General features: G+C 64.6%; 10 protein-coding genes. All 10 read right to left on the reverse strand.

Annotated features, from left to right (window positions below; genetic code table 11):
• Positions 1–14: 14 nt before the first annotated feature.
• The 10 genes from FJ546_RS00490 to FJ546_RS00535 all read right to left on the reverse strand — a co-directional run bounded on the left by FJ546_RS00490 (position 15) and on the right by FJ546_RS00535 (position 13533).
• Positions 15–2975, reverse strand: coding sequence for a bifunctional [glutamine synthetase] adenylyltransferase/[glutamine synthetase]-adenylyl-L-tyrosine phosphorylase (locus FJ546_RS00490; protein ID WP_140887253.1), 2961 nt, complete (start codon positions 2973–2975; stop codon positions 15–17).
• The gene (locus FJ546_RS00495; protein WP_140887254.1) at positions 2975–4453 is read right to left on the reverse strand and encodes an ATP-binding protein; all 1479 of its coding nucleotides are present in this window, start codon (positions 4451–4453) and stop codon (positions 2975–2977) included. The genes FJ546_RS00490 and FJ546_RS00495 overlap by 1 nt, the downstream gene beginning before the upstream one ends.
• 109 nt (positions 4454–4562) lie before the next feature.
• The gene (locus FJ546_RS00500) at positions 4563–5237 is read right to left on the reverse strand and encodes a response regulator transcription factor (protein ID WP_027046649.1); all 675 of its coding nucleotides are present in this window, start codon (positions 5235–5237) and stop codon (positions 4563–4565) included.
• Between the two features lie 355 nt (positions 5238–5592).
• Positions 5593–7143: a Do family serine endopeptidase gene (locus tag FJ546_RS00505; protein ID WP_140887256.1), complete on the reverse strand. Its 1551-nt coding sequence runs from the start codon at positions 7141–7143 to the stop codon at positions 5593–5595.
• Positions 7144–7276: 133 nt separating this feature from the next.
• Positions 7277–7744: a cytochrome c-type biogenesis protein gene (locus tag FJ546_RS00510; RefSeq protein WP_140887258.1), complete on the reverse strand. Its 468-nt coding sequence runs from the start codon at positions 7742–7744 to the stop codon at positions 7277–7279.
• On the reverse strand, positions 7741–9732 hold the full coding sequence (locus tag FJ546_RS00515) for a heme lyase CcmF/NrfE family subunit (RefSeq protein ID WP_140888013.1): 1992 nt from the start codon (positions 9730–9732) through the stop codon (positions 7741–7743). Before FJ546_RS00515 ends, FJ546_RS00510 begins: the two co-directional genes overlap by 4 nt.
• Before the next feature lie 5 nt (positions 9733–9737).
• Complete coding sequence (gene ccmE, locus FJ546_RS00520; protein WP_140887259.1) at positions 9738–10181, reverse strand: cytochrome c maturation protein CcmE; 444 nt, start codon at positions 10179–10181, stop codon at positions 9738–9740.
• 8 nt (positions 10182–10189) lie between these two features.
• On the reverse strand, positions 10190–11329 hold the full coding sequence (gene ccmI / locus FJ546_RS00525) for a c-type cytochrome biogenesis protein CcmI (RefSeq protein WP_140887261.1): 1140 nt from the start codon (positions 11327–11329) through the stop codon (positions 10190–10192).
• A 186-nt stretch (positions 11330–11515) separates the two neighbouring features.
• Positions 11516–11953, reverse strand: a complete 438-nt coding sequence (locus FJ546_RS00530; RefSeq protein ID WP_140887262.1) for a hypothetical protein — start codon at positions 11951–11953, stop codon at positions 11516–11518.
• 209 nt (positions 11954–12162) lie between these two features.
• Positions 12163–13533 carry an ATP-binding protein gene (locus FJ546_RS00535; RefSeq protein WP_181167797.1) on the reverse strand — a complete coding sequence of 457 codons (1371 nt, stop codon included), beginning with the start codon at positions 13531–13533 and terminating at the stop codon, positions 12163–12165.
• Between the last annotated feature and the right edge of the window lie 2 nt (positions 13534–13535).

A 13535-nucleotide genomic window follows, 5' to 3' on the forward strand; every position in this document is an offset into this window, starting at 1 on the left:
CTTCGACAGCTGTTTCATCGTCGTCCGGCACGAAGCAGAAGGTCAAAGTCCTTCCTGACCTTCTGCGACGTCTCCTTGAGATGTGCTTCCAGCACACCGAAATCCGGCAGGTCGGTGACCGCCAGAAGCAGGTCCGAAAGCCCCGGCGGAACGTCGTCGCGCTCGAACGGGCCGGTGAGGCACAGCCGGGTCATCTGGGTCAGCGCCAGATAAAGTGCGAAGGCGGCACCAAGCTCCTGCCTGACCCCGGCACTGGCGAAGCCAGGCGCGAGGCGGGACAAAATCTCGGCCGTACCGGTGACACGCGGCCCGGCCTCGACCTGCCCGGTGATGACAGCCACCTGGGCGATGAACTCAAGGTCGATCAGCCCGCCGGGGATCAGCTTGATGTCCCAGAGATCGCGTGCCGGCTTTTCCTTCTCGATCATGGCGCGCATGTCCGAAGCCTCGGTCTTGACCTTTGCCGCGTCTCGCGGCTGGCCAAGCACGGCTGCGACTTCCGCTTCGACCTCGGCGCACGGGCCGGCATCGCCGCCAATGGCACGCGCCCGCGACAGCGCCATGTGTTCCCAGGTCCAGGCCTCCTGGCGCTGGTATTTCTTGAAGGCATCGATGTGGGTGGCCACCGGCCCCTTGTTGCCGGACGGTCGCAGCCGCAGGTCGAGTTCGTACAGCACCCCCTCCGCCGTCGGCGCCGATACGGCCGAGATCAGCCGCTGCGTCATGCGGGTGTAGTAGTGGGAAGGCGCCAGCGGCTTGTCGCCGTCGGAGTCTTCGGCGTCCGCGTCATGGTCGTAAAGCAGGATGAGGTCGACGTCCGACCCCGCGGTCAATTCGCGGCTGCCGAGCTTGCCCATGCCGAGCAGCGAAACCACGCCGCCGGCGATCGTGCCGTGGCGCGCCGAAAATTCGGCGGTCACCGCCTGCAGCGCCGCCTCTATGGTGAGATCGGCGAGATCGGAAAAGGCGCGGCCGGCGCGGGCCGGATCGATCGAACCGGCAAGCAGCCGCACGCCGATCAGAAACTTTTGCTCAGAGGCAAAGATGCGCAGCCGGTCGAGCACCTCCTCATAGGCCCTGTCGCCTTCCAAGAAGGCGGAAAGCCGTGCCGAGAGATAGGCGCGGTCGGGGAGTTCAGTCAGCAAGGCCGGGTCGAGCAGGCCGTCGAACACATGCGGCCGGCGCGTGATGATCGCCGCCAGCCGGGGCGCGGCGCCCATGATCGTGGCCATCAGCTTGAGCAGCGCCGGGTTGGACTGCAGCAGCGAGAACAGCTGGATGCCGGCAGGCAGGCCGGCAAGGAATTCGTCGAAACGGATCAAGGCTTCGTCCGCCCGGCGCGTCTGGCCGAAGGCCTTGAGCAGCGCCGGCGTCAACTCCGTCAGCCGCTCACGCGCCTCCGCCGACTGGGTGACGCGATAGCGGCCGAAATGCCAGCCGCGGATGACGCGGCAGATGTCGCTCGGCCGCTGGAAGCCGAGACCGTGCAAGGTCTGCAGCGTGTTGGGGTCATCGACATCGCCGGTGAAGACCAGATTGCCAATCCCCGCCGAAAGCTCCGGGGCCGTTTCGAACAGTGCTGCATAATGGCGCTCGACCTGCTGCAGCGAGGCGCGGAATGCCAGGGAAAACGCCGCCGCATCGGCAAAGCCCAGCATGTGGGCGATGCGCTCCAGCCCTTCATCGTCTTCCGGCAGCGTGTGCGTCTGCTCGTCCGCCACCATCTGAACAGCATGCTCGACGCGGCGCAGGAACCAGTATTGGCGGGCGAGTGCGTCGCGCGCGTCAGCGGTGATCCAACCGCGCGCGGCGAGCTGGCCGAGCATCGGCACGGTTTCGCGGCCGCGCAGTTCGGGAAAGCGGCCGCCGGCGATGAGCTGCTGGGTCTGGACGAAGAACTCGATTTCGCGGATGCCGCCACGGCCGAGCTTGACGTTGTGGCCCTTCACGGCGATCTCGCCATGGCCCTTGTGGGCGTGGATCTGGCGCTTGATCGAGTGGACGTCGGCAATCGCCGCGTAGTCCATGTATTTGCGCCATATATAGGGCTGGAGTTCCTTGAGGAAGGCGGCGCCTGCAGCGAGATCGCCGGCCACCGGACGCGCCTTGATCATTGCCGCGCGTTCCCAGTTCTGGCCGCGCGCTTCGTAATAGCGCAGAGCCGCTTCAACCGGGATCGCCAGCGGCGTCGAACCGGGATCGGGACGCAGCCGGAGATCGGTGCGGAAGACATAGCCGTGCTCGGTGCGGTCCTGCAGGATGCGCACCAAGCGGCGCGTCAGCCGCGAAAACAGCTCCGTGGCGTCGAGGGGGTCGACCACGGCGGGCGCTTCCGGATCGAAGAAGACGACAAGATCGATGTCGGAGGAGAAATTCAGCTCATGCGCGCCAAGCTTGCCCATGCCGAGCAGGATCCAGCCCGATTGCAGCGACGGGTTGTCGTGATCCCGCAGTTTGAGCTTGCCCTGGCCATGCGCGTCGCGCAGCAGAAAGTCGACGGCCGCGCGCGTGCAGGCATCGGCAAGATCGCTCAGCCGCCGCACGGTCAGCGACGTTTCGGCCTCACCGCCGAGATCGGCCAGCGCGATCAGGAAATGTGCCTCGGCCTTGCAGTGGCGCAGCTCCATCATCAGGTTGGACTCGGAGACCGTCTCGGCCAACGGCGCCTGTTCGATCGCGGCGGTGATCGCCTCCAGGCGCGCCTCGACCGGCTGTTCGAAAAGAGCATCCAGGATACGAGGCCTGCGACGCGCCGTGTCGCGCAAAAACGGCGAGAGGTCGAAGACGGCGGCCAGGAAATCCTGCCCCTCCCCCTTGCCGGCCAGGAATTTGGCCAGCCGCGTCAACCCTTCTTCGCGTGCCGCCGCGGCGATCTCGGCCAGTTCCTGCCGCGACCGGCCTTCGTCGAGAGGGGCGAGCCCAGCCACCGGCTTCAATAACCAGTCCGTGATCGTCCGTTTCGCAACCGCAGCCATCAGTGATCCTCCCGTGCGGGGAAACTCATGACCACGGATAGTCCCGGATTGCCAGGCAAGAGATCAAGCCGCCCATGATGGAAACTCATGACCGCCTTGGCGAGGCTGAGGCCAAGGCCGGAGCCCGGTTGCGAACGGCTTTTCTCCAGCCGCACGAAGCGTTCGGTCGCCCGGGCCCGATCGGCATCGTCGGGAATGCCCTGGCCGTTGTCGGCAACACAAAGCCTGATCTCGCCATGGGTCCGCTCGAACGTCACGCGAACAGCCGGCTTGGACGTGGAGTCCGTCGAATATTTAATCGCGTTGTCGACGATGTTGGACAGCGCCTGGCCGATCAGCTCGCGGTTGCCGTCGACGAGAAAAGCCCCATTCACTTCGGCTTCGAGCGAAACGCCGGCCTCTTCCGCCACCGGCTCGTAGAGCTCGGCGACATCACGCACGGCCGCTGCCAGATCGACGCGGTTGGTGTGCTCTGACGAATATCCAGCCTCGAGCCGGGAGATCATCAGGATGGCGTTGAAGGTCTTTATGAGCTGGTCGGACTCGGCGATGGTGCCTTCCAGCGCCTGGCGGTAATCGGCGGGCTTGTGCTTGCCCGAAAGTGTCGCTTCGGCGCGGTTGCGCAACCGGGTCAGCGGCGTCTTCAGATCATGCGCGATGTTGTCGGAGACCTGCTTCAGGCCTTCGTTGAGCGTGGCGATCCTGGCCAGCATGGAGTTGAGATTCTCCGAAAGCCGGTCGAATTCGTCGCCGGCGCCGGTCACCGGCAGCCGGCCCGAGAGATCACCACCCATGATGCGGCGGCTGGCCTCCGACACGCTGTCGATGCGTTTCAGCGCGGCACGGCCGACAAAGAACCAGATTAGCAGTCCGCCGAGCCCCATCATGCCAAGCGCCAGCGTCAGCGCTCGGCGGATGACGGCGCGAAAACGCTCCGGCTCGCCAAGATCGCGGCCGACCAGCATGATCATCTGGTTGGGCAGCCGCAGCACCAAGGCGATGGCGTTGTGGCCCTTCTCGCCTTCGGCCTGCACCGCGTTCTCGCCGGTCGCAGGCGGCGGCGTCTGGTCTGACGTTCCGCTGCGCAGGCGGTCAAGCTCGCCTTCGCCAAAGCGCTTGTAGGAGAACGGCTCGGTCGTCCAGCCCTCCGTGTCGATCACCCCCGGTTCGAGGCTTTGCACGTTGCCGGTCAGGATCTGGCCATTGGCATCGGCGATGAGATAGAGATTGGCACCAGGCTGGCGGGAGCGGTTTTCGACCACGCGCACCAGCACGGGCAGGCCGCCGCGCTGATAGGCGCGGGCGAGGCCCAGCACTTCGTCGTTGATGGTCTCCTGCGTCTGCGCCGTCAGCATGCGCGCCGACAGCGAGGTCATGTAGAAGACGAGCAGCACGGCGCAGAGCGCGAAGAGCAGAAGGTAGAGCGCCGAAAGCCGCGCTGCCGTCGTCTTCATGATGGCCGGCACGGAAAGAGCCATGCTGTCGCCTAGATCAGCGCGACGATTGGTCGAATCGTCATGCTGATCTAGCTCTTTGTTGGAGCATGATCTTTTCCGAACGCCGGTATCCACTTTTCGGGATCATGCCCTAGCCGCCCTTCAACATGTAACCGGCGCCGCGAACCGTATGCAGGATCGGCTTGTCGAAGCCCTTTTCGATCTTGCCGCGCAACCGCGAGACGTGGACGTCGATGACATTGGTCTGCGGGTCGAAATGATAATCCCAGACATTTTCAAGCAGCATGGTGCGCGTCACCACCTGGCCGGCGTGGCGCATCAGGTATTCGAGCAGGCGGAACTCGCGCGGCTGTAGGGTGATCTCGCGCGCCGCCCGGCGCACCGAATGCGACAGCCTGTCGAGTTCAAGATCGCCAACCCGGTAGACGGTTTCGGCTTCCTTGGCACTGGCACGGCGGTTCAACACCTCGACGCGAGCCAGAAGTTCGGAAAACGCATAGGGCTTGGTCAGATAGTCGTCGCCGCCGGCGCGCAGGCCGGTGACCCGGTCATCGACCTCGCCCAGCGCCGACAGGATCAGCACGGGCGTGGTGTTGCCCCGTGAGCGAAGACCGGCAATCACCGACAAACCGTCGCGGCGCGGCATCATCCGGTCGATGACCATCACATCATAGTCGCCGGCATCCGCAAGCGCGAAACCGGTCTCGCCGTCACCAGCGACATGAGCGGTATGACCAGCCTCGGTGAAGGCTTTCTGCAGATAATCGGCAGCCTCGCGATCGTCTTCTATGACGAGAATCTTCATAGGGCCGTTATACGCGATTTCGCTGGAAGGTTGAGTAGCCGGCATCTGCATTTTAGCCTTTGCCAAAGCGCGCCGCGATCAAGATGATCGAGGTCGCGCGCGATAAAATCTTGTTCTCTGGTTGTCTTCATCCCGAACATGCCTGCTTCGGGGCATGATCGGGCAAATCATCACATTCGCTCGGCCCAGGCCCGTGGCAGCGTTTTCAGGCGGCTTTCAAAATGTGCGGCAGCGGGCGATGGGAGGCCCGCTGCCGCTGGAGGAGAGCACGATGACTGACTAACGTACCCGGCTCCATGCTTTCCCATGCGGCGGCTCGGGGGTGTTTGATACCGCCGCACCGGAAAAGTCGTTGTCAGCCCTTGGCGACGGGCAGCGCGACGAAACGATTGTTGTTGTCGCGGGTGACCTGCATCAGCACCGCCTTGCGGCCGGACTTCACCGCGTCGGTCATCGCCTTGGTGACATCCTCGGTGCCATTCACTTCGTTCGAATTGACCGCGGTGATGATGTCTCCCGGCTGGATGCCGCGGTCAGCCGCGGCGCTGTCGGGATCGACATCGGTCACCACAAGGCCCTTGCCGTTTTCGGACTTGGTGACGGTGAGGCCGAGATCGGCCAGCGTATCAGGCTTTGCCGGAGCGGCGGGCTGCTGCTGGTGGTCGTTCGAGGCCTGCTTGTCGCTGGCCGGCAGCTTGCCGAGATCGACCTTGATCGCCTGGCTCTTGCCGTCGCGCCAGACTGTGACGTCAACCGACTTGCCGGGCGAATAGGCGCCGATCAGGCGGGCGAGTTCCTTCGGCGAGGCAACATCCTTGCCGTCGACCTGGGTGATGACGTCGCCAGCCGTGATGCCGGCCTTCTTGCCGGGGCCATCGTCCTGGGCGCTCGAAACCAACGCACCATTGTTGGACTTCAGACCGAGCGATTCAGCGATGTCCGAGGTGACCGGCTGGATTTCGACGCCGAGCCAGCCACGCTGCACCGCGCCGCTCTTCATCAGGTCCTCGACAACCTGCTTGGCGGTCGAGGCAGGGATGTCGAAGGCGATGCCGACACTGCCGCCCGAGGGCGAGAAGATCGCGGTGTTGATGCCGACGACCTGGCCATTGAGGTTGAAGGTCGGGCCACCCGAATTGCCGCGGTTGACCGAGGCGTCGATCTGGAGGAAATCGTCGTAGGGGCCGGCGCCGATATCACGGCCGCGCGCCGACACGATGCCGGCGGTGACGGTACCGCCGAGGCCGAACGGATTGCCGACGGCCACGACCCAGTCGCCGACGCGGATCTTGGAATCATCGGCGAAGTCGACATAGGTGAACTTGCCACCGCCTTCGACCTTGAGGACGGCGAGATCGGTGCGCGGGTCGGTGCCGACCAGCTTGGCGTCGAGTTCCTTGCCGTCATTGGTCACCACGGTGAAGGCGGTGCCTTCTTCGACGACATGGTTGTTGGTGACGAGGTAGCCGTCCTCGGAGATGAAGAAGCCGGAGCCCTGCGCCACCGGGCGCGGCTGGTCATTGCCGCGGTCGCGGTGACCGAAGCGGCGATGGCCTTCGTCATCCTGGCCGCCCTGGTCGCCAAAGCCGCGGAATTCCTTGAAGAAGCGGCGCAGTTGCGGATTGTTGGGGAGATTGTCAAAGCCGTCCTGGCCATCGGAGCCATCATCTGCGGTCGGCTGGATCTTGGCCTTCACCTTGACGCTGACCACGGCGGGCGAAACGTGCTCGACGACATCGGCGAAGCCCTGCACCTGCGGCGCCTCGACGCGTACGGCATCGGCCAGAACGGGGCTGGTTCCGCTGGTCAGCGCGCCAACGCCGATCACGCCGGCAACGGCGACGGAAGCGGCGGCAGCCAGGAGACGCTTGCGGGTGCGGGAATATGAATTGGGGGCAATATTCATGGTGGTCTCGTATCCTCTTCAAAGGGACGCGCCTTGATCGGCATCCTCAGGCAAGGAGAATTAGAGCGGCACACATTACCGCGCCATTTCCGACACATGAAACTTTGGTAATGTTGGCGGGCGACGGCAGCCGTCAGTCGCGGTGCAGGATAGCGTCCAATGCCGCCTGCTCGTCGGCCGACAGGGTCTTTGTCGCCAGGGTCCGACGCGAGCGCGCGGTCAGCACGATGAACACGCCTCCGACCAGCAGCAACAGCACAGGCGTGCCCCAAAGCAGCGCGTTACGCAGGTCGAAGCGCGGCTTCAGCAGCACGAATTCGCCGTAGCGCGAGACCACATAGTCCATGACCTGCTGGTCGGTATCGCCGGCGACGAGGCGCTGGCGCACCAGGATGCGCAGGTCGCGGGCAAGGTCGGCGTCGGATTCGTCGATCGACTGGTTCTGGCAGACCATGCAGCGCAGGCCTTCCGACAGCGCCCGCGCCCGCGCCTCGAGCGCCGGATCGGCCAGCATTTCGTCAGGCTTTACCGCCAGTGCCGTGCCGGCAAAGCCGAGCGCCAGCATCAGGACGAGCAACGCGGCGGAGAACCTTGCCTTCATGGCAGGACCGCGGGCGCCTCGGCGCTCGCCTGCTTGCGCCGACGCGACGGCGCGCCGACACGCAGACGCCTGTCCATCAGCGACATGGCGGCGCCCGCCATCATCACCAGACCGCCGCCCCAGATCAGCGTCACCAGCGGTTTCCACCACAGGCGCACCACGACCGAGCCGTCCTTGGCTTCGTCACCAAGCGAGATGTAGAGTTGGGAAAGACCGAGGGTCTTGATGCCGGACTCCGTCGTCGTCGTCTGCCGCACCGGATAGAAACGCTTGGCGGAACTGATTTCGCCGACGGGACTGCCGCTGACACCGATCAGCTCGAAGCGGCCACGGTCCTCGCTGTAGTTTGGCCCCTGCGCCGGATAAAGCCCGACGAAACGCAGCGTATGGCCAGACAATTCCACCGTCTCGCCGGCGCGCATGGTGAGGATCTTCTCGGTGCCGAAAGAGAGCGTGGCGACGATGCCGAGCAAGGTCAGGCCAAGGCCGAGATGGGCCAGGGCTGTGCCGAAGACCGAGCGCGGCAGGCCGGCGAAGCGCCTGAGCATGACGGCCGGCGCAACCGACCCGACGCCGGACTTGACGGCAAGGTCGGTCAGCGCACCGGTGACCAGCCAGACCGCAAGGCCGATGCCGAGGGCCGCGAACACCGACGCGCCGTCGATAAACAGGCCGGTGACGAGCATTGCCGCCAGCGCCGTGGCGAAGGCCGCCATCAGGCGCTGCGACGCGGCGATGACGTCGCCGCGCTTCCAGGCCAGCAGCGGGCCGAACGGCACGAGGACCAGAAGCGGCAGCATCAATGGGCCGAAGGTCAGGTCGAAGAACGGCGCCCCGACCGAGATCTTGTCGCCGGTGAGCGCCTCCAGCGCCAGCGGATAGAGCGTGCCGACGAGTACCGTGGCGGTCGCCGTGGTCAGGAACAGATTGTTGAGAACGAGCGCACCTTCACGCGAGATCGGATGGAACAGGCCGCCGACCGTCAATCGCGAGGCGCGCAGCGCAAACAGCGCCAGCGAGCCGCCGATGAACAGCGTCAGGATGCACAGGATGAAGACGCCCCGCGCCGGATCGGTGGCGAAGGCATGCACCGAGGTGAGCACGCCCGAGCGGACCAGGAAGGTGCCGAGCAGCGACAGCGAGAAGGTGAGGATGGCGAGCAGCAGCGTCCAGATCTTCAGCGCCGACCGCTTCTCCATGACGATCGCCGAATGCAGCAGCGCGGTGCCCGCCAGCCACGGCATGAAGGAGGCGTTCTCGACCGGATCCCAGAACCAGAAGCCACCCCAGCCGAGTTCGTAATAGGCCCAGTACGACCCCATGGCGATGCCGCCGGTCAGAAACATCCAGGCGACCAGCGTCCATGGCCGCACCCAGCGCGCCCAGGAGGCATCGATTCGGCCCTCGATCAGGGCGGCGACCGAGAAGGAAAAGCAGATCGAGAAGCCGACATAGCCGAGATAGAGCAACGGCGGATGAATGGCGAGGCCGAGATCCTGCAGGACAGGATTGAGGTCGCGGCCCTCTATCGGCGCCGGATTGAGCCGGATGAAAGGATTGGACGTCGCCAGGATGAACAGGAAGAAGGCAGCGCCGATAGCGCCCTGCACGGCCAGCACATTGGCGCGCAGCGTCGCCGGCAGGTTGGAGCCGAAAGCGGCGACAAGCGCGCCAAAGAAGGTCAGGATCAGCACCCAGAGCAGCATCGAGCCTTCGTGATTGCCCCAGGTTCCGGTGATCTTGTAGATCATCGGCTGTAGCGAATGCGAGTTTTCCCAGACGCTCGCCACGGAGAAATCGGAGTTCGCATAGGCGCTCGCCAATGCGACAAAGGACAGCGCCGTCAGGGCAAAACCAGTCACCGCGACTGGACCACCGACAGCCATCAGGCGCTGGTTGTCGAGGCGCACGCCGAACAGCGGCACGATCGTCTGCACCAGCGAAAGCGCGAACGCCAGGACCAGGGCGAAATGTCCGGTTTCAACCATGCCCTTCACTCACTTTTACTCTCCTGCCAGACACCTTTGGCCTTAAGCCCGTCGGCCACTTCCTTGGGCATGTAGCGCTCATCATGCTTGGCAAGCACGCTGTCGGCAACAAAGACGCCGTCCGGACCGAAACTGCCTTCGGTGATGACGCCCTGCTCCTCGCGAAAAAGGTCGGGCAGGATGCCGGTATAGGTGACCCTGACCGATTTGCGCGTGTCGGTGACCGAAAAGGCGACCGTCGCGCCCTGCCCGCGCTGGATGGTGCCTTTTTCGACCAAACCGCCGAGCCTGATGCGCTGGCCGGGCTGGACACTCGCCGTGGTGAGGTCGGCCGGCATGTAGAAATAGGAGGCCTTCTGGCCAAGCGCGTAGAAGGTCAGCCCGGTGGCGGCACCCAGGAAGGCCAATCCGCCGACAATCACCGACAATCGCTTCTGCTTGCGTGTCATGACACGTTCTACTCCGTCGCCGTCAGGCCGAGCGAAGCGGCAAGGGCGGTGAATTTCTTGGCTTCGTCGCTGCCCGGGCCAAAGACGGCAATGGCGCGACCGAGCGCCTCGCGCGCCTGATCGGCCTTGCCCAGCACGACATAGGAACGAACGAGCCGCATCCATCCTTCCGGGTCGCGCGGATTTTGCCGCAGTTTTTCGTCGAGGCCGGCGACCATGGTGTTGATCATGGCTTCGCGATCCTGCGGCGACAGGGAAGACGCGGCGTCGATATCCGCGGCATCGGGGCCTTTCGCGGCCGCGCCGGAAGCGACTTCGGAGCTGGCGGATTTTGCCAGTGCCTGCTCGACGGCACTGCGCCAAGGCGAATCCGGCGGCAAAGTGCCCAGCATCGCCTGCCAGGCCGTCGCGGCTTCCTTGTTGCGTCCCTCCTGCGCCAAGGCCATGGCTAGGTAGAAGCTGGCTTTTGCATTGGCGGGATCCAGCTTCAGCGCCGCCTCGAAGGCATCCTGGGCATCGGCGGAAACGATGCCGCCCGCGGCACCGGCGATTGCCTCGCCGAGGCCGGCCTGGCGAACAGCACTGTCGCCGTCGAGGCGGATGGCATTGCGGTACGCGGCGACCGCATCGGAGAAGCGCTGCATGCGCAAATAGACCGGGGCCAGCACGTCCCATCCCCTGCCGTCGGACGGGTTGGCGGCAAGGTGGGCCTCGGCCCGTGCAACCAATTCGTCGACCGAACTGTCGGCCGGGTTCTTGGCCAGCCGTTGGCTGAGCGGCTGCGCCGGCAAGTCAGGCGAGCCGATCTGGCTGTAAACACCCCAGCTGACCAATGGCACCGCCAGCACGGCCACGGTTGCGACAAGCCGCGCCATGACCGAGGCCTGCCGGGCCGATGCCTTGACGGCCGTATCGGCATTGTCGAGGCGCAGAATGCGGCGCGCGATTTCAGCGCGTGCCTCGGCTGCTTCCGCCGGCTGGATCAAGCCGCGCCCGGCGTCGCGGTCAAGCTCGGACAATTGGTCGCGATAAACTTCCAGATCGTGATCGCCACTCGACGACGCGTCCTCGGATCCCGCGGCCAGCGGCAGCAGTACCGCCAGGCTCGCGCCGAGCGTCAGTGTCGCGGCTATGACCCAGAATAGCATGGTTCTTCCAATAACGACAGAGCCCTGCCCTGCCAACACAGGCATCCTGCGACGCTTTGACGGTCAGCGCGCCTGACGTCCTTGATCGACATCAACCGGCCGGATTCCAACCGGAGCCGGTCCGGTCTTTGTTTGTGCATGTCGTTGTCCCAAAACCGCTGCGCACTTTGGGCGACATGCGAGCTGTCAGGTCAGCGGCGTCCAGCTGCCGTCGGCATTGCGGCAAGCGGTTCCGCGCGCCGTCACCCCGGCGCCGCCGGTGAACACCGTCTGCGTGTACTGGCGGCAGTCCTGCGAACCGACGCGATAGGGCTGGGCCGGAACCACCTCGCCATAGTGCGAAGCCTGATCGCCCTTCCACGCCACCTTCTGGCCGCTCGTCGTATATTCGAGCGCCTTGTATTCGGCCTCGAGCGCGCTGCGCTTCTCGGCGTCGCTGAGGCCATTGCCGATCGAGCCGCCGATGAGGCCGCCGTCCATTGCCGAAATTATCGACTTGGTGACCTTACCGCTTGTCGGAGGCGTCGAGGCCGGTGTCGGCGTCACGGTGGGACCTTTGCCGTTCAAGGTGGTGCAGCCGGAGACGGCCAGCAATGCGGAAACAAGCGCGACGCGAATCTTCATGCCAACAACCGGTTTTCTTGAGTTGGAGCCTGCCATGGATGCGCCGGGGGCCGCGTCATCGGAGAAGTAGGCGTGGCCATAGTATTGATATTTGTCGGAAATTTGGCCGCTGCCAGCAAGTTCGAGAGCAATCGGCATTTGCTCCGGGATCAATCGATATGCCGCCATAACAAACGCCTTCCATCGCTGTCGGTTGGTTCGGGAAAGCGTCACTGAAGGCTCCGCAAGCGCACCACTGCCTTCAATCCACCCAGGCCGGACCGTTCGAGCGCGAGAACGCCTCCATACTCGTTGACGAGGTCGGCGACAATGGCAAGACCAAGACCTGTTCCCGGTTTCGTCTCGTCCAGGCGCCTTCCACGCTTCAGCGCGTCGCGCGCCTTGTCCTCGGGAATGCCGGGACCGTCGTCGTCGATGCTGATCTCGAAAAGATTGTCGTCCTTGCCGGCCAGGGGTGCCACCGTGACCGAGACCGCGCTTTTTGCCCATTTCATCGCATTTTCGAGCAGATTGCCCAGCAGTTCCTCGAGGTCCTCGCGCTCCCCGGCAAAGACGATCTCGGTGGCCGGTAGCGACAGCGACAGGCTGGTCTGCGGATTGAGCTTCTGCAAGACCCGCACCATGCGCTGCACCAGCGGCGCCACCGGCGTACGGTAGACGACGCTGTCGCGCTGCGCCGCGACGCGGGCGCGCTGCAAATAATGGTCGACCTGCTTCTGCATCGAGGCGGCCTGCTCGGCGATCAATTGTCCCTTGGCGCCGCCAAGCGCCCGGCCCTCGTTGAGCAGCACCGCAAGCGGCGTCTTCAGCGAATGGGCGAGATTGCCGACCTGGGTCCGCGAGCGCTCTACGATGCGTTTGTTGTTTTCGATCAAGGCGTTGGTTTCGTTGGCTAACGGCTCGATCTCGGCAGGGAAGCGGCCGTCGAGCCGCTGCGCGGTGCCTTCGCGCACCATGGCAAGGGCGTTGCGCACCCGGCGCAGCGGCTGCAGGCCGAGCAGGATGGCAATGGCGTTGATGGCGATCATGCCGACGCCGAAGAGGCTGAGATAGGTCAGCAGGCGGCGCTGGAAGGTGGCGATCTCCTGTTCGAGTTCGCTCTGGTTGCCCATCACGCGAAAACGTGCGGCGCGGTTCTTGGCATCGAGCACGAATTCGCTCTCGAACACTTCGAGCTGCTCGCCGTCTATGCCTTTGGCCGAATAGCTACGCTGGAAGCTGGCATTGAAGGGCACCTCGGCGACACTTGGCGACGGAATCTTGCTCGTCATCGACGACGAATGAAGATCACCATGCACGCCCTCCGAGGCCGGCTCGACCGACCAATACCAACCGGAATTCGGCTCGGAGAAACGGAGGTCGCCAAGGTCCGGGGCGCCGGTGAGCGCACCCGTGTCGGAAATGCCGATGGACCCGATCAGGTTGAACAGATGCGCCGAAAGCAGGCTGTCGAAGCCGCGCTCGCTGGCCTGACGGTAGAGCGTGGTGATCAGGGTGAAAATGACGACAAGGGTCAGGATCGCCCACACAGTGGAAAAGGCGATCACGCGGAACGTCAGCGAACGCGGCCACAAACGCAGCG

The sequence above is a fragment of the Mesorhizobium sp. B2-4-19 genome, assembly GCF_006441315.1.
Classification (GTDB): domain Bacteria; phylum Pseudomonadota; class Alphaproteobacteria; order Rhizobiales; family Rhizobiaceae; genus Mesorhizobium.

What these genes read in the sequence shown, in the direction of transcription:
- FJ546_RS00490 (WP_140887253.1), bottom strand. Translation starts at nt 2,975, where the DNA reads ATGGCTGCGGTTGCGAAACGGACGATCACGGACTGGTTATTGAAGCCG.
- FJ546_RS00495 (WP_140887254.1), bottom strand. Translation starts at nt 4,453, where the DNA reads ATGGCTCTTTCCGTGCCGGCCATCATGAAGACGACGGCAGCGCGGCTT.
- FJ546_RS00500 (WP_027046649.1), bottom strand. Translation starts at nt 5,237, where the DNA reads ATGAAGATTCTCGTCATAGAAGACGATCGCGAGGCTGCCGATTATCTG.
- FJ546_RS00505 (WP_140887256.1), bottom strand. Translation starts at nt 7,143, where the DNA reads ATGAATATTGCCCCCAATTCATATTCCCGCACCCGCAAGCGTCTCCTG.
- FJ546_RS00510 (WP_140887258.1), bottom strand. Translation starts at nt 7,744, where the DNA reads ATGAAGGCAAGGTTCTCCGCCGCGTTGCTCGTCCTGATGCTGGCGCTC.
- FJ546_RS00515 (WP_140888013.1), bottom strand. Translation starts at nt 9,732, where the DNA reads ATGGTTGAAACCGGACATTTCGCCCTGGTCCTGGCGTTCGCGCTTTCG.
- ccmE (WP_140887259.1), bottom strand. Translation starts at nt 10,181, where the DNA reads ATGACACGCAAGCAGAAGCGATTGTCGGTGATTGTCGGCGGATTGGCC.
- ccmI (WP_140887261.1), bottom strand. Translation starts at nt 11,329, where the DNA reads ATGCTATTCTGGGTCATAGCCGCGACACTGACGCTCGGCGCGAGCCTG.
- FJ546_RS00530 (WP_140887262.1), bottom strand. Translation starts at nt 11,953, where the DNA reads ATGAAGATTCGCGTCGCGCTTGTTTCCGCATTGCTGGCCGTCTCCGGC.